This window comes from Streptomyces sp. NPDC091412, assembly GCF_044756885.1.
Classification (GTDB): domain Bacteria; phylum Actinomycetota; class Actinomycetes; order Streptomycetales; family Streptomycetaceae; genus Streptomyces.
This window is the reverse complement of record NZ_JBIVTV010000015.1, coordinates 15,946-35,723: the sequence shown is the minus strand read 5'-3', so window position 1 is coordinate 35,723 and position 19,778 is coordinate 15,946. Positions and strand designations below refer to the sequence as shown.

At 71.2% G+C, this 19,778-nt stretch carries 19 protein-coding genes; 10 read left to right on the top strand and 9 right to left on the bottom strand.

Features of this window, described 5'->3' with window-relative positions; genetic code table 11:
- The first annotated feature begins 5 nt into the window (after positions 1-5).
- From ACIQMV_RS28780 to ACIQMV_RS28755, 6 genes are all read left to right on the top strand, one after another.
- Positions 6-803: a type III pantothenate kinase gene (locus ACIQMV_RS28780; protein ID WP_141359582.1), complete on the top strand. Its 798-nt coding sequence runs from the start codon at positions 6-8 to the stop codon at positions 801-803.
- A gap of 76 nt (positions 804-879) precedes the next feature.
- Positions 880-1,689, top strand: a complete 810-nt coding sequence (locus tag ACIQMV_RS28775; protein WP_402596263.1) for a hypothetical protein — start codon at positions 880-882, stop codon at positions 1,687-1,689.
- 54 nt (positions 1,690-1,743) lie between these two features.
- The gene (locus tag ACIQMV_RS28770; RefSeq protein ID WP_401776425.1) at positions 1,744-1,932 is read left to right on the top strand and encodes a hypothetical protein; all 189 of its coding nucleotides are present in this window, start codon (positions 1,744-1,746) and stop codon (positions 1,930-1,932) included.
- 162 nt (positions 1,933-2,094) lie between these two features.
- Positions 2,095-2,559, top strand: coding sequence for a BlaI/MecI/CopY family transcriptional regulator (locus ACIQMV_RS28765; protein WP_402596262.1), 465 nt, complete (start codon positions 2,095-2,097; stop codon positions 2,557-2,559).
- 9 nt (positions 2,560-2,568) lie between these two features.
- Positions 2,569-3,102 (top strand): amino-acid N-acetyltransferase, encoded by a 534-nt coding sequence (locus tag ACIQMV_RS28760; RefSeq protein WP_141359578.1) that lies wholly within the window; start codon positions 2,569-2,571, stop codon positions 3,100-3,102.
- A 217-nt stretch (positions 3,103-3,319) separates the two neighbouring features.
- Positions 3,320-3,655, top strand: coding sequence for an Lsr2 family protein (locus ACIQMV_RS28755; protein WP_141359577.1), 336 nt, complete (start codon positions 3,320-3,322; stop codon positions 3,653-3,655).
- Here ACIQMV_RS28755 and ACIQMV_RS28750 read toward each other — a convergent pair.
- Positions 3,634-4,320 (bottom strand): SCO3374 family protein, encoded by a 687-nt coding sequence (locus ACIQMV_RS28750; RefSeq protein WP_402596261.1) that lies wholly within the window; start codon positions 4,318-4,320, stop codon positions 3,634-3,636. The genes ACIQMV_RS28755 and ACIQMV_RS28750 overlap by 22 nt on opposite strands.
- 452 nt (positions 4,321-4,772) lie before the next feature.
- Between ACIQMV_RS28750 and ACIQMV_RS28745 the strand changes: the two genes are divergently transcribed.
- Together ACIQMV_RS28745 and ACIQMV_RS28740 are read left to right on the top strand one after the other, a co-directional pair.
- Complete coding sequence (locus ACIQMV_RS28745; RefSeq protein WP_141359575.1) at positions 4,773-7,298, top strand: ATP-dependent Clp protease ATP-binding subunit; 2,526 nt, start codon at positions 4,773-4,775, stop codon at positions 7,296-7,298.
- A gap of 436 nt (positions 7,299-7,734) precedes the next feature.
- On the top strand, positions 7,735-8,313 hold the full coding sequence (locus ACIQMV_RS28740) for a M23 family metallopeptidase (protein ID WP_402596260.1): 579 nt from the start codon (positions 7,735-7,737) through the stop codon (positions 8,311-8,313).
- 58 nt (positions 8,314-8,371) lie between these two features.
- Here ACIQMV_RS28740 and ACIQMV_RS28735 read toward each other — a convergent pair whose 3' ends face one another.
- Positions 8,372-8,968 (bottom strand): TetR/AcrR family transcriptional regulator, encoded by a 597-nt coding sequence (locus ACIQMV_RS28735; RefSeq protein ID WP_141359573.1) that lies wholly within the window; start codon positions 8,966-8,968, stop codon positions 8,372-8,374.
- Between the two features lie 150 nt (positions 8,969-9,118).
- Here ACIQMV_RS28735 and ACIQMV_RS28730 point away from each other — a divergent pair, with 150 nt between their 5' ends.
- Positions 9,119-10,711, top strand: a complete 1,593-nt coding sequence (locus ACIQMV_RS28730) for an MDR family MFS transporter (protein ID WP_402596259.1) — start codon at positions 9,119-9,121, stop codon at positions 10,709-10,711.
- A gap of 274 nt (positions 10,712-10,985) precedes the next feature.
- Here the strand turns inward: ACIQMV_RS28730 and cseC are convergent, their stop codons facing one another.
- The 5 genes from cseC to ACIQMV_RS28705 all read right to left on the bottom strand — a co-directional run bounded on the left by cseC (position 10,986) and on the right by ACIQMV_RS28705 (position 15,828).
- Positions 10,986-12,335, bottom strand: coding sequence for a two-component system sensor histidine kinase CseC (gene cseC / locus ACIQMV_RS28725; RefSeq protein WP_402596258.1), 1,350 nt, complete (start codon positions 12,333-12,335; stop codon positions 10,986-10,988).
- An 11-nt stretch (positions 12,336-12,346) separates the two neighbouring features.
- Entirely contained in the window at positions 12,347-13,048 is a 702-nt protein-coding gene (gene cseB / locus ACIQMV_RS28720; RefSeq protein ID WP_141359570.1) for a two-component system response regulator CseB, read from the bottom strand.
- Positions 13,049-13,258: 210 nt separating this feature from the next.
- On the bottom strand, positions 13,259-13,924 hold the full coding sequence (locus tag ACIQMV_RS28715) for a hypothetical protein (RefSeq protein ID WP_402596257.1): 666 nt from the start codon (positions 13,922-13,924) through the stop codon (positions 13,259-13,261).
- A complete protein-coding gene (locus ACIQMV_RS28710; RefSeq protein WP_100568556.1) occupies positions 13,912-14,451 on the bottom strand; it encodes a SigE family RNA polymerase sigma factor in 540 nt (179 codons plus the stop codon). The genes ACIQMV_RS28715 and ACIQMV_RS28710 overlap by 13 nt, the downstream gene beginning before the upstream one ends.
- Before the next feature lie 390 nt (positions 14,452-14,841).
- Positions 14,842-15,828, bottom strand: a complete 987-nt coding sequence (locus ACIQMV_RS28705; RefSeq protein ID WP_141359568.1) for an A/G-specific adenine glycosylase — start codon at positions 15,826-15,828, stop codon at positions 14,842-14,844.
- A gap of 203 nt (positions 15,829-16,031) precedes the next feature.
- Between ACIQMV_RS28705 and ACIQMV_RS28700 the strand changes: the two genes are divergently transcribed.
- Positions 16,032-16,880, top strand: coding sequence for a hypothetical protein (locus ACIQMV_RS28700; RefSeq protein ID WP_402596256.1), 849 nt, complete (start codon positions 16,032-16,034; stop codon positions 16,878-16,880).
- 178 nt (positions 16,881-17,058) lie between these two features.
- Here the strand turns inward: ACIQMV_RS28700 and disA are convergent, their stop codons facing one another.
- Together disA and radA are read right to left on the bottom strand one after the other, a co-directional pair.
- Positions 17,059-18,183 (bottom strand): DNA integrity scanning diadenylate cyclase DisA, encoded by a 1,125-nt coding sequence (gene disA / locus ACIQMV_RS28695; RefSeq protein ID WP_141359566.1) that lies wholly within the window; start codon positions 18,181-18,183, stop codon positions 17,059-17,061.
- Positions 18,184-18,265: 82 nt separating this feature from the next.
- Entirely contained in the window at positions 18,266-19,675 is a 1,410-nt protein-coding gene (radA, locus tag ACIQMV_RS28690; RefSeq protein WP_402596255.1) for a DNA repair protein RadA, read from the bottom strand.
- Between the last annotated feature and the right edge of the window lie 103 nt (positions 19,676-19,778).

The following is a 19,778-nucleotide window of genomic DNA, read 5'->3' as shown; positions in this document are numbered from 1 at the left end:
CGGCCATGCTTCTGACGATCGACGTCGGCAACACGCACACCGTGCTGGGCCTGTTCGACGGGGAGGACATCGTCGAACACTGGCGCATCTCCACCGACGCGCGCCGCACGGCCGACGAGCTGGCGGTGCTGCTTCAGGGCCTGATGGGCATGCACCCGCTGCTCGGCGACGAACTGGGCGAGGGCATTGACGGCATCGCGATCTGCGCGACCGTCCCGTCGGTGCTCCAGGAACTGCGCGAGGTGACGCGGCGCCACTACGGCGACGTACCCGCCGTGCTCGTCGAACCCGGCGTCAAGACGGGCGTGCCGATCCTGTTCGACAACCCCAAGGAGGTCGGCGCCGACCGCATCATCAACGCGGTGGCGGCGAACGAGCTGTACGGCGGCCCGGCGATCGTCGTCGACTTCGGTACGGCGACGACCTTCGACGCGATCAGCGCGCGCGGGGAGTACGTCGGCGGGGTCATCGCGCCCGGCATCGAGATCTCCGTCGAGGCGCTGGGCGTCAGGGCGGCGCAGCTGCGGAAGATCGAGGTGGCCCGCCCGCGCAGCGTGATCGGCAAGAACACGGTCGAGGCGATGCAGGCCGGGATCATCTACGGGTTCGCCGGGCAGGTCGACGGCGTGGTCAGCCGGATGGCCCGGGAGCTGGCCGACGAACCGGACGACGTGACGGTGATCGCGACGGGCGGGCTGGCGCCGATGGTGCTCGGCGAGTCCTCGCTGATCGACGAGCACGAGCCGTGGCTGACCCTCATCGGGCTGCGACTGGTCTACGAGCGGAACGTCTCGCGCCTCTGAGCGGGGCGGCGACACCCTCGCACGCCACACCCGCGCCTTATGTCGAATTTGTCTGATTAGCGCGTATCGTCGGCCTATGCCTACGCCATACGGAACCCGCGGCGGCATGGCGTTCGGCGCGGAGGAGCTGCCTGTGCTCCGCCGCGCCCTCGCCCTCGCCCTTCAGCCCCGTCCCGCCAGCGCCGAAGACGTGCAGGAGTGCCGCCGGCTCGCCGAGTCACTCGACGAGGCGATGCACGAGGTTGTCCGGCTGCGCGCGTTCCTGGTGGCCGATCTCACCCGGTACCGCGCCGCCCTCCCCGGCGCGGCCGCCGGCTACCTCGTGCTCCTCGCCGACTGCCTGGACGCGGGCCACCGGCCCACGGCCGACGACCTGGCCGCCCTGGGTGCCCTGCGCGGCGCCCCGGCCGCCGCGGCCCTCCTGCGCCGCTGCCGGACGCTCACCCCGCCCGTGGCGCCCCCTGGCGAGTCGGCCTCCGCGCACCCGGTCCCGGCCACCCACCCGGCCCCCGCCGAACCGCCGGCCCCGGCCCCCGCCGAACCGCCGGCCCCGGCCGCCCGGGCCGCCGCCCCGGTCCATCCGGCCGGCCCACTCCGCACCGGTCAAGCAGCCCCGTCGGCCGTCACGGCCTCCCTCGGCGTGCTTCAGGCGCTCATGGGCGGTCCGCCGGGCGGCCGGGGGGCGCAGCAGGAGGACGGCGGGGACGAGAAGCCCGCCCAGAAGCCCGCTGCGAAGCCGGGGGAACGGCCCGCCCCCGCGCAGCCCGGGACGGCGCCCGCGCCGAAGCCCGTTCGGCGGCCCGTGCCCACGCCGGGCGAGGTCTTCCCGCGGCGGAAGCCGGGCCCGCCCTCCGGGAAGCCGCAGCAGTGTCTCGCGGCGGTGTGACGCTCCGGACCACCCCGCCCCTGTTTGTCCCGCCACCGTGACTACTCTGGATCCATGGACTACGTCTCCGCACTCGTTCCCCCGGTCGTCATGGCCGCGTTCTTCATCGCTCTGGTCAGGGTGATCGTGAAGACCCAGGGCGGGGCCGCCAAGGCCAAGGAGGACGCGGCCGTGGACGCCGCCCTCGCGCGCGCACAGAGCGGCTCCCAGACCTCCGGAGCCGGCGCGCCCACCGACGCCTGAAGCGGCGTACGGCCCCCGTGTGAGGACACCTCACCACGGGGTCGTACGCCCTTTTTGTTCGCGTTTGACACCGAAGGCGTATGTTCGGCACGCCATTGACGGGTTCTCCCACTAGGGTGCTGAGTTGTGCCTCGGCCCCTGGGAGAACTCGAAGACGCGGTCATGACGCGGGTGTGGAAGTGGAACCGCCCGGTGACCGTTCGAGAGGTCCTGGAAGACCTTCAGCGCGAGAGGTCCATCGCGTACACCACGGTGATGACCGTTTTGGACAATCTCCATCACAAGGGCTGGGTGCGCCGCGAAGCCGAGGGCCGGGCCTATCGATATGAGGCCGTCTCCACCCGTGCCGCCTACGCCGCCGCACTGATGAACGACGCCTGGTCCCAGAGCGACAACGCCGCCGCCGCTCTCGTCGCCTTCTTCGGGATGATGAGCGACGAACAGCGGCAGGCCCTGCGGGATGCCGTGCGCATCGTCGAAGGCACCGCCGAAGGCCCCATCCGGGGAACCGGTACACCCGAAGTCGCCGGTGAAGTCCCGGATAGCGCCCAAGCCCCGGATACCGTCCCAGCTCCGGAAACCCGTGACGAGAACCCCGGCTCGGCACGGGACGGCCGCGGGCGATAGCGTCCGCTCATGTCCGTAGAACGCCCCGAAGAGACCGCAAAATCCATCACCGTCCGACGGGCCCGGACCGGCGATGTCCCCGCAGTGCGCCGACTGCTGGACGCCTACGTTCGCGGGCGCATCCTGCTCGACAAAGCCACGGTGACGCTTTACGAGGACATCCAGGAGTTCTGGGTCGCCGAACGGGACGACAACGCCGAGGTCGTCGGCTGCGGCGCACTGCACGTGATGTGGGAAGACCTGGCGGAAGTGCGCACTCTCGCGGTGAAGCCCGGTCTCAAGGGCGCCGGGGTCGGACATCGGCTGCTGGAGAAGTTGCTCGAGACGGCACGCCGGCTCGGCGTTCGCCGCGTATTCTGCCTGACCTTCGAAGTGGACTTCTTCACCAAGCACGGCTTCGTGGAGATCGGCGAGACGCCCGTCGACGCCGATGTCTACGCGGAGCTGCTGCGTTCCTATGACGAGGGCGTCGCGGAGTTCCTGGGTCTCGAACGAGTGAAACCGAACACCCTGGGCAACAGCCGGATGCTTCTGCATCTGTGATCCACATTCCGGCCGGCCGGGCATGCCCGCGTTCCCTATGTCCGAAACGCGCATGTTTCCGGACGGGGTGAGTGCCTGGTCTCTCCCAGGGGTTTGTGTTTTTCCCGCAAAAGCGGTTTGCTTTCCGACGTACTGCTGCACTGCATATAACAGGGGACGGCGAATCGGCGGACACCGACCATCCCCGGTCCTCACGTTATCGATGAAAGGAAATCCGGTGGCACAGAAGGTTCAGGTCCTTCTTGTCGACGACCTCGACGGCGGCGAGGCGGACGAGACCGTGACGTTCGCGCTGGACGGCAAGACATACGAGATCGATCTCACCACCGCCAATGCGGACAAGCTCCGTGGCCTTCTCGAGCCGTACCTCAAGAGCGGCCGGCGCACCGGGGGCCGCGCTTCGGGCGGACGTGGAAAGGCGCGTGCCGCTTCCGGCGGCAGCCAGGACACCGCGCAGATCCGCGCCTGGGCGAAGGAGAACGGCTACGAGGTCAACGACCGCGGCCGGGTCCCCGCGTCCATTCGCGAGGCCTACGAGAAGGCCAACGGCTGATCAGGGGCCTGTGCCAGGCCCTCGTGGAACGGGAACGGCTGGGCGCACGCGCGCCGCAGCCGGATCCGGTGGACGTGTGTCGCCACCGTGTCCACCAGACGTACGAGATCGGGGGTGCCCCCACCGGCCCCCACGGCCGACAGTGTCGGCAGCGAGGCCTCGACCTCGCACGCGGACCCAGGGGGCCGCAGCCACACGGCGGCCCCCTGTGAACCGGAGCGGCCGGGGCTGACCGGCCGCGGCCCGAGCGGACCGGCGCCCGGAGGCGGCGGCGCGTCCATCAGCGCGCCCGCGCCCAGGGCCACCAGGTCCAGGCCCAGCACCGACGGGCCCCACTCCAGCCACTCCAGCAGCCCCGGCAGCTCCTCCGCGCTGCCCGCCGCCATCAGCAGCCGCATCCGGTCCCCCCGCAAGGCCACCGGAGAGCCGGGCCCCAGATGGCGCAGCGCCGCACGCCCGGCCTCGGCGGGCACGTCCAGGACGTCGAAGTGGCGGCCCACCACAAGTCGTACCGGTGCTCCGGGCACCGTGGCCCAGCCCAGTTCGTTCTCGTACCAGTGGCGCCGGCACAGCCGGTGCCGCGACTGCCGCCCCCCGTCGCCGGGGACCGGCGGCCGACGGGGAGACGGAACCGGAACGGGGACCGTGGAAGGGCTGCCGACCATGCCTGAGAAACCATCCGAAACACGCTGGAGTTACGCTCGGTATCAGCGTGTGTGCGAAATGTCGTGGGCGAGAGGGGCGCGCGGGGGCGGGAAAGGGCGCAAGGTTGTTCGCCCATAGCTGAGGGAACCCGGTCACGCGGCATGCATGGTCAGTCGGTACGGGTAAGAGATGCCTAGTGGGAGGGGGCGACACGCAGGCGGCACCCGGGCAGCGGAGTCTCACGTTCGCCATCGGCGTACTGGCGACTGGGGTAACTGCCTGGCCTGCGGGAACATCGTCTCGCACCATCGGGTTGGAGCAGATGTCGGCGTTCGGGGTCAGGAGGCAGTGTTGGTTCTCGGTCCGGTGTCGGCAGTTGGAATGAGCGGTCCCCGCTTGCGGGACTAAGCTGCGGAAGGACAGGGAGGGGAAGTTCCCCCCACTGCCTGACCGCTCTGAGGAGCGATTAACGATGTTCGAGAGGTTCACCGACCGCGCGCGGCGGGTTGTCGTCCTGGCTCAGGAAGAAGCCCGGATGCTCAACCACAACTACATCGGCACTGAGCACATCCTCCTGGGCCTGATCCACGAGGGTGAGGGTGTCGCCGCCAAGGCCCTTGAGAGCCTCGGGATTTCGCTCGAGGCGGTCCGCCAGCAGGTGGAGGAGATCATCGGCCAGGGCCAGCAGGCGCCCTCCGGCCACATCCCCTTCACTCCCCGTGCCAAGAAGGTCCTGGAGCTGTCGCTCCGGGAGGCCCTTCAGCTGGGCCACAACTACATCGGCACGGAGCACATCCTGCTCGGCCTGATCCGTGAGGGCGAGGGCGTCGCCGCCCAGGTCCTGGTCAAGCTGGGCGCAGACCTCAACCGGGTGCGGCAGCAGGTGATCCAGCTGCTCTCCGGTTACCAGGGCAAGGAGACCGCCACCGCCGGCGGCCCTGCCGAGGGCACCCCCTCGACGTCCCTGGTCCTCGACCAGTTCGGCCGGAACCTCACGCAGGCCGCTCGCGAGTCCAAGCTCGACCCGGTCATCGGGCGCGAGAAGGAGATCGAGCGGGTCATGCAGGTGCTGTCCCGTCGTACCAAGAACAACCCGGTGCTGATCGGTGAGCCCGGCGTCGGCAAGACCGCCGTCGTCGAGGGCCTCGCCCAGGCCATCGTCAAGGGCGAGGTGCCCGAGACCCTCAAGGACAAGCACCTCTACACCCTCGACCTCGGTGCCCTGGTCGCCGGCTCCCGCTACCGCGGTGACTTCGAGGAGCGCCTGAAGAAGGTGCTCAAGGAGATCCGCACCCGCGGCGACATCATCCTGTTCATCGACGAGCTGCACACGCTGGTCGGTGCGGGTGCCGCCGAGGGCGCCATCGACGCGGCGAGCATCCTCAAGCCGATGCTGGCCCGCGGTGAGCTGCAGACCATCGGTGCCACCACCCTGGACGAGTACCGCAAGCACCTGGAGAAGGACGCGGCCCTGGAGCGCCGCTTCCAGCCCATCCAGGTCGCCGAGCCGTCCCTGCCGCACACGATCGAGATCCTCAAGGGTCTGCGCGACCGGTACGAGGCGCACCACCGCGTCTCCATCACCGACGAGGCGCTGGTCCAGGCCGCCACCCTGGCCGACCGGTACATCTCGGACCGCTTCCTGCCGGACAAGGCGATCGACCTGATCGACGAGGCCGGCTCCCGGATGCGCATCCGCCGGATGACCGCGCCGCCGGACCTGCGCGAGTTCGACGAGAAGATCGCCGCGGTCCGCCGGGACAAGGAGTCCGCGATCGACTCGCAGGACTTCGAGAAGGCCGCCTCCCTGCGCGACAAGGAGAAGCAGCTCCTGGCCGCCAAGGCCAAGCGGGAGAAGGAGTGGAAGGCCGGCGACATGGACGTCGTCGCCGAGGTCGACGGCGAGCTGATCGCCGAGGTCCTCGCCACGGCCACCGGCATCCCGGTCTTCAAGCTGACCGAGGAGGAGTCCAGCCGCCTGCTCCGCATGGAGGACGAGCTCCACAAGCGGGTCATCGGTCAGGTGGACGCCGTCAAGGCGCTCTCCAAGGCGATCCGCCGTACGCGTGCGGGTCTGAAGGACCCCAAGCGTCCGGGTGGCTCGTTCATCTTCGCCGGCCCGTCCGGTGTCGGTAAGACCGAGCTGTCCAAGGCGCTCGCCGAGTTCCTCTTCGGCGACGAGGACGCGCTGATCTCCCTCGACATGTCGGAGTTCAGCGAGAAGCACACGGTCTCCCGCCTCTTCGGTTCGCCCCCCGGCTACGTGGGCTACGAGGAGGGCGGCCAGCTCACCGAGAAGGTGCGCCGCAAGCCGTTCTCGGTCGTCCTGTTCGACGAGGTCGAGAAGGCCCACCCGGACATCTTCAACTCGCTGCTGCAGATCCTGGAGGACGGTCGCCTGACCGACTCCCAGGGCCGGGTCGTGGACTTCAAGAACACGGTCATCATCATGACGACCAACCTCGGCACCCGGGACATCTCCAAGGGCTTCAACCTGGGCTTCGCGGCCTCGGGCGACACGAAGACCAACTACGAGCGCATGAAGAACAAGGTGTCGGACGAGCTCAAGCAGCACTTCCGGCCCGAGTTCCTCAACCGCGTCGACGACGTGGTGGTCTTCCCGCAGCTGACTCCGAACGACATCCTGCGGATCGTCGACCTGATGATCGGCAAGGTGGACGAGCGCCTGAAGGACCGGGACATGGGCATCGAGCTCTCCCAGTCGGCCAAGGAGCTGCTGTCCAAGAAGGGCTACGACCCCGTTCTGGGCGCCCGGCCGCTGCGCCGGACCATCCAGCGCGAGATCGAGGACACGCTGTCGGAGAAGATCCTCTTCGGTGAGCTGCGCCCCGGTCACATCGTGGTCGTGGACACCGAGGGCGAGGGCGAGTCCCAGACCTTCACCTTCCGCGGCGAGGAGAAGTCCGCGCTGCCGGACGTCCCGCCGATCGAGCAGGCGGCCGGAGGGCCCGGGCCGAACCTGAGCAAGGAGGCGTAAGCCTCAGCGGCAACCGAAAGGGGCCGGTGCCTTCGGGCACCGGCCCCTTTCGCGTGCCCGTGTGCCCGCGGCCGAGGGGGCCGTCCGTGAGACGGGGGCCACATGGCCTCGGTCACAGGGAAAGAGGGCCCACCCCCGCTCACCGGTGACATGGCACACAAGCGCTCCGACCCGTACTACGGTGCTTAGTGGGGGACAGGGGCTGAAAAAGCGGACATGTAAGACAATGAAATGTTACGAAACGGGTCCTCTGCAGGGCATTTGTCCTGAATGGGGGAGACGTCAAGAGACGTACGACACTGCCCCCTCTTACTACGTTCCGTCGTAGTGGGGGTGTTTGAGCGGCAGTGACCGGCGGGGTTACCAAGGGATGGCCCGCCCGGCGAAGGCACATGCGTCCGGGTGGTCCTCATGTCCCCCACCCCCAGAGGTTTCGATGTTCCAGCGCGCCACGTCCCGTTCCGCCCGTACGACCAAGCTCCGTACCCGCGCCGCCGTCCTGGCCGCCGGTCTGGGGGTCTCCGTCGCCATGGGTGCGGGAGTAGCGTCCGCCGCCGAGACCACGGCGGCCCCCCACGCCGCCGTCGCGCAGGCCGCCGCCTGGACGGCGCCGGTGAAGCAGTTCGCGCTCAGCGCCGGCTTCAACCAGGCCGGCGGTCACTGGGTACACAAGCACAGCGGCCAGGACTTCGCCGTGCCGACCGGCACCAAGGTCGTCGCCGCGAACGCCGGCACCGTCGTCAAGGCCGGTCCCAACGGCGCCGGCGACGGCCCCGCCTACGGCAACGCCGTCGTCATCAAGCACGCCAACGGCACGTACTCCCAGTACGCCCACCTCTCGCGCGTCGACGTGAGGATCGGCCAGGCCGTCGCCACCGGTCAGCACATAGCCCTGTCCGGCAACACCGGCAACTCCACCGGCCCGCACCTGCACTTCGAGATCCGTACCACCCCGAACTACGGCTCCGCGCTCAACCCGCTCGCCTTCCTGCGCTCGCAGGGCGTGGCCGTCTGACCGGCCGAACAGCGCACCGCACCGCCGCCCTGCCGACCAACGGCGGGCGGCGGACGCGTCAGGACTCCCGCGCGCCCCGGTGTGCCTGAGTCACCAGGTCGATGGCGACCTCGAGCACGGCCTTGCGCCGCTCCTCGGGGTCGCCTTCGATGTCCTGCATGACGAACATCCCGGCGTGCAGCGTGAAGATGGCGCTGACGCAGCGGACCTGGTCGGCCAGGTTCGCGCCCGGGTCGATGATGATGTCCCGCAGGCCGCGCATCCGGTCCTTGAAGGCGTCCCCGATGCGCAGCTCCCGCACGGTCGCCTGGTTCTCCTGCATGAAGCGGAACAGCGGCGCCGCGTCGGCGAGCGCCTGGTCGTAACGGCGGACGATCTCCTGCTTGGTCTCCAGTGTGTGCGGCTGCCGCCGCCCCCACTCGATCAGCTCCTCCATCGGACGCGTGAGGCTTTCGAACAGGCTGACGAGGATCTCTTCCTTCGTCTTGAAGTGGTAGTACAGGGCCGCCTTGGTGACGTCGAGACGCTCGGCGATCTCGCGCAGGGAGGTCTTCTCGTAGCCTTGCTCGGCGAAGAGTTCGAGCGCCACGTCCTGGATGCGCTGGCGGGTGTTTCCGCGGCGCTGCTGCCTGGTGCCGTCCATCGTGACGTCCATCCTCGTACTCCTCGAGCTCCCTGGACACCTTGCCTGCCGGCCGGTCGGCAAAACTTACTTGACGACCGGCTAGCTGGAGGTCTACTTTCCAGAGTGTAGTCAACTTGCCGGGCGGCAAGTAAGTCCCAATCGACTGGGGGAGCAGGACGGATGGCGGACAGCGCGAAAGCCGGGCCCGAGACGGCTCAGGCCGGCAAACAACCCAGGAGCGTGCGGGTCGTCCTGCTCGCCCTCATGATCGCGATGATGCTCGCGATGCTCGACAACATGATCGTGGGCACCGCGATGCCGACGATCGTCGGTGAGCTCGGCGGCCTTCAGCACCTTTCCTGGGTGGTCACCGCCTACACCCTGGCCACCGCGGCGGCCACCCCGCTGTGGGGCAAGCTCGGCGACATGTACGGGCGCAAGGGCGCCTTCATGACCTCGATCGTCATCTTCCTGCTCGGGTCCGCGCTGAGCGGCATGGCCCAGAACATGGGCGAGCTGATCGGCTTCCGCGCCGTCCAGGGCCTCGGCGCGGGCGGTCTGATGGTCGGTGTGATGGCCATCATCGGCGACCTGATCCCGCCGCGGGAGCGCGGCAAGTACCAGGGCATGATGGCCGGCGTCATGGCGCTCGCGATGATCGGCGGCCCCCTGGTCGGCGGCACGATCACCGACAACTGGGGCTGGCGCTGGTCCTTCTACATCAACCTCCCCCTCGGCGCGGTGGCACTCGTCGCGATCAGCGCCGTACTGCACCTGCCGAAGAAGCGCTCCCAGGCGCGGATCGACTACCTGGGTGCCGTGCTGCTGACCGTGGGCATCAGCTCCATCGTGCTCGTCACCACCTGGGGCGGTACGGAGTACGCCTGGACCTCCGCGCGGATCATGGAGCTCATGGCGATCGGCGTCGTCGCGCTCGTCGGGTTCGTGCTCTGGCAGACCAAGGCCGCCGAGCCGATCGTGCCGCTGCACATCTTCCGCAGCCTGAACTTCAGCCTGATGTCGCTGATCGGCTTCATCACCGGCTTCGTGATGTTCGGCGCGGTGCTGTTCCTGCCGCTGTACCAGCAGTCGGTGCAGGGCGCCTCCGCGACCAACTCCGGTCTGCTGCTCCTGCCGATGCTGGCCGCGATGATGGTCGTGTCGCTGATCGCGGGCCGGGTCACCACCAACAGCGGCCGGTACAAGGTCTTCCCCATCGTCGGCAGCGTTCTGATGATCGCCGGGCTGTACCTGCTGTCCCTCATGAACACCGGCACCACCCGCCTCACCTCCGGCCTCTACATGGCCGTCCTGGGCGCGGGCATGGGCTGCCTGATGCAGATCACCATGCTGGTCGCGCAGAACAGCGTGGAGCTGAGGGACATGGGCGTGGCCTCCTCGTCCACCACCCTCTTCCGTACGCTCGGCTCCTCCTTCGGTGTCGCGATCATGGGCGCGCTGTTCAACAACCGCGTCCAGCACGAGATGGCCGAGCGGGCCGGCGCCCTGGGCCGCGGGATCACCGAGCAGTCCGCGCAGCTGGACGCGGCGAGCCTCGCCAAGCTGCCGGCCCAGGCCCGCGAGGCCTACCAGCACGCGGTGTCCGCCGGCACGCACTCGGCGTTCCTGCTGGGCGCCGTGGTGGCGGTGGTCGCGCTCGTCGCGGCGGTGTTCGTCAAGGAGGTCCCGCTGAGGGGGGCGGGACCGGCCACGGGGGACCGCGCCGACGCGGGCGAGGCGCAGGCACGTCAGGACGTGGCGGAGGCCGTCTGACCGCCCGAGCCGAACGTGGGTGACCGAGGGGCCCGTGGAAGTCCGCCGGAAGCGGATTTCCACGGGCCCCCGGCATGTCCGCCCCGGCCCGCGGCCGTCCGCCCTCCTCTGCCGCAGGATCACGGCGGGGGCGGCCCCGTACGCCACGCCCGGCCGGCGCCCGGTGGCCGGCCCCGCAGCGTCCCGGTCGGCACCGCGGTGGCCGGGGACCGCGCGTCCCCGGGGCCCGGAGGCAAGTGCCCGGGGACGGCCCTCGTGCGTCGGCCGCCGGGCGTCACTGCCCCGGAAGCAGGGGATGGCTGCCCGTGTTCGTCGGGGCGTGTTCGGGCAGCCACAGGACGGCGACGGCGCCCTCGGCCGGGATGTGGTCAGGGGCGCCCGCGGGACGGACGTTGCGGAAGGTCAGACGGGCGCCGAGGACGCGGGCCTGCCCCGCGGCGATGGTCAGGCCGAGGCCGTGGCCGTGCCCGGCGCGGTCCCTGCTGCCGGTGCGGAACCGGCTCGGGCCCTCGGCGAGCAGGTCCTCGGGGAATCCGGGGCCGTGGTCGCGCACCCGGATGACCCGGCCCTCGACGGTCACCTCGATCGGCGGCTTGCCGTGCTGGGCGGCGTTGGCGAGCAGGTTGAACAGCACCCGCTCCAGCCGCCGCGGGTCGGTGGTGACCTCGGACTCGTGCACCACACGAACCTCGACGTCCGGGTCCTTGGCCGCCACCCGCCGGGCGACGAACTCGCCCAGCACGATGTCCTGGAGTTCGGCCCGCTCCGAGGCGCCGTCGAGCCGGGCCACCTCCAGCACGTCCTCCACCAGCGTGCGCATGGCTTTCGCGCGGTCCAGGACCAGTTCCGTCGGCCGGCCGGGCGGCAGCAGCTCGGCCGCGGTCAGCAGCCCGGTCACCGGGGTGCGCAGCTCGTGCGCGATGTCCGCCGTGACCCGGCGCTCCGCCTCCAGCCGCTGCTGGAGCGCGTCCGCCATCGCGTCCACCGCCCGCGCGAGGTCGTCGGTCTCGTCGCGTACGACACCTCCGATGGCGTCCCGGACCCGTACGTCCGTCTCACCCTTGGCGACCTGGTTGGCCGCGGTCGCCGCCTTGCGCAGCCGCCGCGAGAGCTGACCCCCTATGAGCACGCCCAGCGCGCTGCCGCCGAGGACGACCGTGATGGAGCCGATGACCAGGGCCTGGTCGAGGTCGTTGAGGATGTTCGTGCTGCGGTCGGTGAAGTGCGTGTGCAGGGACAGCACGTGGCCGTCCTTGACCGGTACGGCCGCCCAGATGTCGGGCAGCTTGCCGGCGCGGTCGGTGACGTATGTCGCACGCCGGCCCTGCTCGACCTTCTCCCGCAGCTCGGAGGGCAGTGCCGGGTCGTCGATCCTGATGCCGGGGAAGTTCGGCCGCCCCGACAGTTCGAAGTTGCGCTGGGCGATCTGGACCCGCTCGTCCGCCAGGTCGCGCGCGTTGTCCATCATCGACACCCGTGCCGCGTTGTGCACGACCAGGCTGAGCGCGACCGCCACCAGCGCGCCGACCAGCGCGATGGCCGCGCTGAGCTTCCACCTCAGCCCCGTGCGGATGTCCGCGCGTTCCAGGCGCTCGGGGAGCAGGCGCCGTGTGATCCCGGGCATGACCGCCCCGCTCAGGCCTTCAGCTTGTAGCCGAAGCCGCGCACCGTCTCGATGCGGTCCTGGCCGATCTTCGTACGCAGCCGCTGCACATGGACGTCGACCACGCGGGTGTCGCCGCCCCAGCCGTAGTCCCACACCCGCTCCAGGAGCTTGTCCCGGGAGAGCACCGTGCCCGGAGCCGAGGAGAATTCGAGCAGCAGCCGCATCTCCGTGGGCGTGAGCGCCACCGGCTGCCCGGCCCGGCGCACCTCCATCCCCTCGGTGTCGATCTCCAGGTCGCCGAAGCTCAGGACCCCGCCGTCCACCGCGGCCGGGTCCGCGTCCGCCCGGACGCCGCCGGCGTGCCCGAAACGGCGCAGCACGGCGCGGATGCGGGCGACCAGGACGGCGCCGTCGAACGGCTTGGTCACGTAGTCGTCGGCGCCCGCCTCAAGACCCAGCACCACGTCGATGGAGTCCGCCCGCGCCGAGAGCATGATCACCGGAACGGTCGACTCGTCGCGGATGCGGCGGCACAGGCTGACCCCGTCGAGGCCGGGAACCATGACGTCCAGCAGCGCGATGTCGGGCCGCCTGGCCCGGAACGCCTCCAGGCCGGACAGCCCGTCGGGCATCGCCGTGACCGCGAAGCCGACCCGCTCCAGGGCGAGCTGTGTGGCCTCGCGGATGACGTCGTCGTCCTCGACGAACAGGACGTGGGTCTGTTCTGCCATCCGGGTGCTCTCAGTCCTCGTGTGCTTCTCGTCGTGCGCTCTGGTCGTGCGCTCTGGTGTTCGTGCGCTCCTGGCCCACCGTGCGGGCACGTCCGCGGCCGGACGCGTCCATCCGTGACCGGTTCACCGGGAGACCGGACGGGTGGCCCCGGCCGCCTCACGCCCTCGCCATTGTCGCGCGGCCGCCGCCCGGGCTCCCCCACGCTGCCGTCAGTGGCCGGGAACCGGCGTCGCGATGCCCCCGGCGGCCTTGCTGTACTCGTTGCGCGTGCTGAACTCCTTGGTGAACCGGCCCGCCGACCAGCGGTACGTGATCACGTCCTCGCCGGACGGACTCGACACCGGGTCCCCCCGCGCGTACACCTGCTTGGTCACCACGAGGTCGCCGCGGTCGATCTCGGCGTAGACCGGGGGCTCCTCGGCCGTGAAGACGTTCTCGTACCGGCCCCCCTGCTCGCGGTACACATAGGCACCCACACCCACCGCGTCTCCGCAGGTCAGCACGTTGACGACGATGTCCTCGGCCGATCCCGAGGTCAGGTCGCCGTACGACACGTCGACGGGGTAGTCCTCGGCCACACACGGCTTGAGGCCGCGCTTGACCGCCGCCGAGACCTGCGGGTCGTCCATGATCAGCCGGACCGCGTCCACCTGCTGGGCCCGGCCGGTGGGGTCGGGGGAGGGGGCCGGGACGGTGCCCGCCACCGAGCCGGCGCGGGCCGGTCCCTCGTCGCGCGCGCCGGTCCCCCCGGTGCCGCAGGCGGACGCGGAAAGGGCGAGGGCGGCGAGCACGGCCGTCGCCGTGATCGCCGCCTGCAAGGTGTCCCGGGCGCGCCTGGGCCCCGAGCCTGTACCCCTGCCGGTCAGGCCGCGCAACGCTCCCGCTCCTCACGCTCCAGCGCGCGTGCGTCCAGATCGCGCGCCTCCAGCTCCTCGCGGAGCCGGGCGAGCGCCCGGTGCAGCGTGCTCTTGACCGTACCCGCCGACATGCCGAGGGCGGCGGCCGTCTCCTCCGTGGACATCTGCTCCCAGTGTCGCAGCACCACGACACTGCGCTGTTTGGGAGCGAGCACTTTCAGGATGTCCATGAGGAGCGCGCGGTCGGCGTGCTGCTCGGTGGAGTCCTCGACGCGGGCGTCCGGGAGCTGCTCGGTGGGGACCTCCTCCAGCTTCCGGGCCCGCCACCACTCGGTCCGCGTGTTGATCATCACGCGGCGCAGATAGGCGTCCGCGAGCCGCTTGTCGGCGATGCCCTCCCAGCGTCCGTAGGTCCGCGCGAGTGCCGTCTGGAGCAGGTCCTGGGCTTCGACCGGGTCCGGTACCAGCCGGCGCGCACTGCGCAGCAGCGCGTCCTGCCGGGTACGCACGTACTCCTCGAACTCGAGCACCTCTCCCTGCGCCATGTACGACCGCCTCCGATCCCCGTTTCCCGACCCGCCTGCCGCCGGTCTCCAAGCCGTGAGTGGACGGGCTGTGGTCGGCAGCCGTCCGGTGCCTGTCAGGCACGCAAATGAAGGTACGGAGGCGTTGTCACGGCGCTGTCCGAAGCAGCCTGCGGCCAGCCCTCGGCTGTGCGTCGGTTGTGTAACGGAAGTAGGAACGGGGTAAAGCGGTGTCCCGATTGGTCCCCTTTGAGGGTGATTTGAGGGGTCGGGGGGTGTGCGGGTGTGTGACACGAACAGCCGCGACGCGCCCTGAAGGCGTGGCGGGCCTGTGGGGTGACTTCGAATCAGGTGTCCGGGGTCGGATGCGGGGTGTCAGGTGCCGGGTGTCAGGGGTCGGGTGACGGAAGGTCAGGTCAGCGGCAGTCGGTACAGTCCGCCCGGCAGCGGCTCCACCAGGCCGTCCGCGACGAGACCGTCCAAGGCGCGGGCCCGCTGGACCGGCTCGTGCCAGACCCGGTCGAGCACCGGCTGCGGGACGGGCGCGTGGGCCTCGCGGAGCACGGCGAGCAACTTGCCGCGGACCTGCCGGTCCGTGCCGGCGTACGTCTGCCCGCGGCGCGGCGGCCCGTCGTGCGCGGGCTTGCCCGCGAGCCGCCAGGCGCAGTGCGCGGCGATCGGGCAGCGCGGGCACGACTCGTTCTTCGCCGTGCACACCAGCGCGCCGAGCTCCATGGAGGCGGCCGCCCAACGGGCCGCGGTCCCCTCGTCCTCGGGCAGCAGGGCGCGTGCCAGACGCCGCTCGGCGGCGGTCGTGGCGTTCGGCGGGTACTGCACACCGGTGACCGCGCGGGCCAGCACCCGGCGGACGTTGGTGTCCAGGACGGCGTGTCGCTGTCCGTAGGCGAAGGAAGCGACCGCAGCGGCCGTGTACTCGCCGATGCCCGGCAGGGCGAGCAGTTGCGCGTGCTCGGTCGGCACGTCGCCGCCGTGCCGTTCCGTTATGGCGACCGCGGCGCCGTGCAGGCGCAGGGCGCGGCGCGGGTAGCCGAGCCGGCCCCAGGCGCGGACGGCCTCGCCCGGCGCCTCCTTGGCGAGGTCGGCGGGCCGGGGCCAGCGGTCGAGCCACTGCTCGTAGACCGGCAGCACACGGCTCACCGGCGTCTGCTGGAGCATGAACTCGCTGACCATCACGCCCCAGGCGCCGGCGTCGGAGCGTCGCCAGGGCAGGTCGCGGGCGTGGTCGTCGAACCAGGTGATGACCTGGGTGTGCAGAGTCGGGCCGAGGGAGGTGCCGGAGGCCTCGGCGCCGGCGGGCGTGCCGGTGCCCGTCCGGGCACCGGTGGCGTTGGCCGGGGTGTCGGGGCTGCTGTGCGGGGGCAGTGTGGGCGCAGTCATGGCCTTCCGATCCTGCCACGTGGGGGTGGGCGGCCGTGTGACCCGGCGCGGGCCGGTGTCGTCACGAACCGTGCCCGGGTGATCACGGCGAGGCCAAAGCGGCCCGTGAATATGGGCGTTGCCGTGATGATGATCCGGAAAAGTTGTCGCCGGCGCGGCGGGTGGGGCCGGGGAAGCCGACGATCTCTCGTACAGTTTGGGCCGTGGGATCTCTGCGCAATCCGGTCGGTCCGCTTCCCGCCTCCATCTACTGGCGACGGCGGCTCGTCATGCTGTCCGTGGTCGCCCTGCTGGCGCTGCTGATCGTCTGGATCGTCCCCCTGGGGGGCGGGGGCCGCAAGACCAACGGCGAGGGGCCGGACGGCAAGCATCCGGCGCCCTCGGCCTCGACCATCACGCCGGGTCCCTCCGGTTCCGGTCCCGCGATCAGCCAACATCCCGGCGGCCGGGAAGAGTCCGGCGGCGGTGACTCGGGTGGATCGGGGTCCGGGACCGGCGGCATCGGGGGCACCGCCGGTTCCGACGGCGACGGCGCCGGGGGGAGCGGAGACGGCGCCGGTTCCGGTTCCGGCGGGTCCGCCGGCGGCGGGGACGAGGGTGCCAAGGGCCGCGGCGGTCCGGGTGCGGTGCTGCCGGCCGGCAGCACGTTGCCCAACTGCACCGCGAACGCGGTGAAGGTGACGCTGCGCAGCGTGGGCAACTCCTACGGGCCCGGCCAGACGCCGGTGTTCGAGCTGACCGCCGCGAACTCCTCCGGAAGCGACTGCAAGGTCGATCTCGGGCCGAAGTCCGCGGTGGTGACGATCAGCCAGGCCGAGAGCAGCTCCGCCTACTGGTCCTCGGCCGACTGCCCCACGACGGCCGGGAGCCGGCTGTACCGGGTGCCGGCGGGCAGCGCCATCACCTACACCGTCCGCTGGGACCGCAAGCCGAGCGCCCCGCAGTGCGCGACACCGCCGGCCGGGTCGGCCGGGGCGGGCACCTACCTGGTCGAGGCGAAGGCGCCGGGGTACGCGAAGCAGCGGACGTCGTTCGTGCTGTCGGAGGACTGAGCGACCCGGGGCCGAGCGACCCGGGGCCGAGCGACCCGGGGCCGAGCGACCCGGGGCCGAGCGACCCGGGCCGACCGGGCCGAGGGTGACCGAAGAGAGCCAGGAGGGTCAACGGTCACCGAAGAGGCCCGAAGAGGCCCGAAGAGGCCCGAGGCGGGCCGGCCGTGGCCGGCGTCGGTCAGACGTAGCGCTCCAGGATCGACGACTCCGCCAGCCGCGACAGGCCCTCGCGGACGCTCCGCGCCCGCGCCTCGCCCACACCGTCCACCGTCTGGAGGTCGTCGACGCTCGCGGCGAGCAGTTTCTGCAGGCCGCCGAAGTGCTCGACCAGGCGGTCGATGATGGCGCCGGGCAGCCGGGGCACCTTGGCCAGCAGGCGGAAGCCGCGCGGGGAGACCGCGGAGTCGAGGGTCTCCGGAGAGCCGGTGTAGCCCAGGGCGCGGGCGACGGTGGACAGTTCGAGAAGCTCGGCGTGGGAGAGCTTGTCGAGCTCGGCCAGGGCCTCCTCGACCGTGCGGGAGCGCTTGGCGGTGGGCTCGGGGACGTAGTCCCGCACCACCAGTTCGCGCTCCGGCTCCACGCCCGCGATCAACTCGTCGAGCTGGAGGGCCAGGAGCCGGCCGTCGGTGCCCAGCTCCACCACGTACTCGGCGATCTCGGTGGCGATACGGCGCACCATCTCCAGGCGCTGCGCGACCGCCGAGACGTCCCGGACCGTCACCAGGTCCTCGATCTCCAGCGCCGACAGCGTGCCCGCCACCTCGTCCAGGCGGAGCTTGTAGCGCTCCAGGGTCGCCAGGGCCTGGTTGGCGCGGGAGAGGATCGCCGCGGAGTCCTCCAGGACGCGCCGCTGGCCGTCGACGTAGAGGGCGATCAGCCGCATGGACTGCGAGACCGAGACCACGGGGAAGCCGACCTGCTTGCTGACCCGGTCCGCCGTACGGTGCCGGGTGCCGGTCTCCTCGGTCGGGATCGTCGGGTCCGGAACCAGCTGCACGCCCGCGCGCAGGATCTTCGACAGGTCGGACGAGATCACGATGCCGCCGTCCAGCTTGCACAGCTCCCGCAGCCGGGTCGCCGTGAACTCGACGTCCAGGACGAAACCGCCCGTGCACATCGACTCCACGGTCTTGTCGGCGCCGAGCACGATGAGCCCGCCGGTGTTGCCGCGGAGCACCCGTTCGAGGCCGTCCCGCAGGGCCGTGCCAGGTGCCACGGCGCTCAGGGAGGCGCGCATCAGGCCATCGGCGCCGGAACTCCCGCCGGACTTTCCGGGAGCTGCTGCCCGGTCGTTGGCTGCCACTGCACTCCTCCGGTCGCAGGTTCTTCAGGCGCTGCCGTTTCGCACACTCGGTTCGTACGGACGGGCGAGACCAGGGCAAAGTCTACCGGCGCTCCTCCTGCTCCCGTGGGGCGTCCCGGCGACGCGAGCGGGGCAGGACCCGCAGCGCGTCGCCTATGTCGGCCACTTCCAGGACCTTCATCCCCGCCGGGACCTTGCCCGGGTCGCCCGGCACGAGGGCGTGCGTGAAGCCCAGGCGGTGGGCCTCGGCGAGCCGGCGCTGCACGCCGGTGACCCGCCTGACCTCGCCCGCCAGACCCACCTCGCCGATCGCGACCAGGTTCTTCGGCAGCGGGGTGTCGCTCGCCGCCGAGGCCAGCGCGAGGGCGACCGCGAGGTCCGCGGCCGGCTCGGAGAGCTTCACCCCGCCGACCGTCGCCGAGTAGATGTCCCGCTTGCCCAGCGCGCTGATCCGGCCCCGCTGCTCCAGCACGGCCAGCATCATCGAGACCCGGGAGGTCTCCAGGCCCGACGTCGTGCGGCGCGGGGAGGGGATCTGGGAGTCGACGGTGAGCGCCTGCACTTCCGCGACCAGGGGGCGGCGGCCCTCCAGGGTGACGGTCAGGCAGGTGCCGGGCACGGGCTCCGCCCGGCGGGTCAGGAACAGGCCGCTCGGGTCGGCCAGGCCGGTGATGCCCTCGTCGTGGAGTTCGAAGCAGCCGACCTCGTCCGTCGCGCCGTAGCGGTTCTTGACGCCGCGGACCAGGCGCAGGCGCGCGTGCCGGTCGCCCTCGAAGTGCAGCACCACGTCGACCAGGTGCTCCAGCAGGCGCGGGCCCGCGATGGCGCCGTCCTTGGTGACGTGGCCCACCAGGAGCGTGGACATGCCGCGTTCCTTGGAGGCGCGGATCAGCGCGCCCGCGACCTCGCGGACCTGCGCCATGCCGCCGGGCGCGCCGTCGATCTCGGGCGAGGCGACCGTCTGCACCGAGTCCAGGATGAGCAGGGAGGGCTTGACCGCGTCCAAGTGGCCGAGGACGGCGGCCAGATCGGTCTCGGCGGCCAGATACAGGTGGTCGTCGATGGCGCCGATGCGGTCGGCGCGCAGGCGGACCTGGCTCGCGGACTCCTCGCCCGTGACGTAGAGCGTGCGGTGCTCGTCGCTGGCGGACTTGGCCGCCACGTCCAGCAGCAGCGTGGACTTGCCGACCCCGGGCTCGCCCGCGAGGAGGACGACGGCGCCGGGGACGAGCCCGCCGCCCAGGACCCGGTCGAGTTCGGGCACGCCGGTGGGGCGGGCGGTGGCCTGGCGGCCGTCGACCTGGCCGATGGGCACCGCGGAGGTGGTGACCCGGCCCGGCGTCGTCGTACGGACCGCGGGCGTGCCGTACTCCTCGACCGTGCCCCAGGCCTGGCACTCGGGGCAGCGGCCGAGCCACTTGGCCGTCTGCCAGCCGCACTCCGTGCAGCGGTAGGACGGGCGGTCCTTGGTGGTCTTGGTACGGGCAGCCATGGGGAAAACCGTAACCGCCGGCACCGACAGCCCGGCCGCCGGTGGCCCGGTGCGGGCCCCGCGCCGGACCCTGTGCCGGACATCGTGCCGGACCCCGGGCCGG

What these genes read in the sequence shown, in the direction of transcription:
- ACIQMV_RS28730 (WP_402596259.1), top strand. Translation starts at nt 9,119, where the DNA reads ATGGCGGACAGCGCGAAAGCCGGGCCCGAGACGGCTCAGGCCGGCAAA.
- ACIQMV_RS28705 (WP_141359568.1), bottom strand. Translation starts at nt 15,828, where the DNA reads ATGACTGCGCCCACACTGCCCCCGCACAGCAGCCCCGACACCCCGGCC.
- ACIQMV_RS28710 (WP_100568556.1), bottom strand. Translation starts at nt 14,451, where the DNA reads ATGGCGCAGGGAGAGGTGCTCGAGTTCGAGGAGTACGTGCGTACCCGG.
- ACIQMV_RS28780 (WP_141359582.1), top strand. Translation starts at nt 6, where the DNA reads ATGCTTCTGACGATCGACGTCGGCAACACGCACACCGTGCTGGGCCTG.
- ACIQMV_RS28745 (WP_141359575.1), top strand. Translation starts at nt 4,773, where the DNA reads ATGTTCGAGAGGTTCACCGACCGCGCGCGGCGGGTTGTCGTCCTGGCT.
- cseB (WP_141359570.1), bottom strand. Translation starts at nt 13,048, where the DNA reads ATGGCAGAACAGACCCACGTCCTGTTCGTCGAGGACGACGACGTCATC.
- ACIQMV_RS28770 (WP_401776425.1), top strand. Translation starts at nt 1,744, where the DNA reads ATGGACTACGTCTCCGCACTCGTTCCCCCGGTCGTCATGGCCGCGTTC.
- ACIQMV_RS28775 (WP_402596263.1), top strand. Translation starts at nt 880, where the DNA reads ATGCCTACGCCATACGGAACCCGCGGCGGCATGGCGTTCGGCGCGGAG.
- ACIQMV_RS28750 (WP_402596261.1), bottom strand. Translation starts at nt 4,320, where the DNA reads ATGGTCGGCAGCCCTTCCACGGTCCCCGTTCCGGTTCCGTCTCCCCGT.
- ACIQMV_RS28735 (WP_141359573.1), bottom strand. Translation starts at nt 8,968, where the DNA reads ATGGACGTCACGATGGACGGCACCAGGCAGCAGCGCCGCGGAAACACC.
- ACIQMV_RS28765 (WP_402596262.1), top strand. Translation starts at nt 2,095, where the DNA reads ATGACGCGGGTGTGGAAGTGGAACCGCCCGGTGACCGTTCGAGAGGTC.
- ACIQMV_RS28760 (WP_141359578.1), top strand. Translation starts at nt 2,569, where the DNA reads ATGTCCGTAGAACGCCCCGAAGAGACCGCAAAATCCATCACCGTCCGA.
- cseC (WP_402596258.1), bottom strand. Translation starts at nt 12,335, where the DNA reads ATGCCCGGGATCACACGGCGCCTGCTCCCCGAGCGCCTGGAACGCGCG.
- ACIQMV_RS28740 (WP_402596260.1), top strand. Translation starts at nt 7,735, where the DNA reads ATGTTCCAGCGCGCCACGTCCCGTTCCGCCCGTACGACCAAGCTCCGT.
- radA (WP_402596255.1), bottom strand. Translation starts at nt 19,675, where the DNA reads ATGGCTGCCCGTACCAAGACCACCAAGGACCGCCCGTCCTACCGCTGC.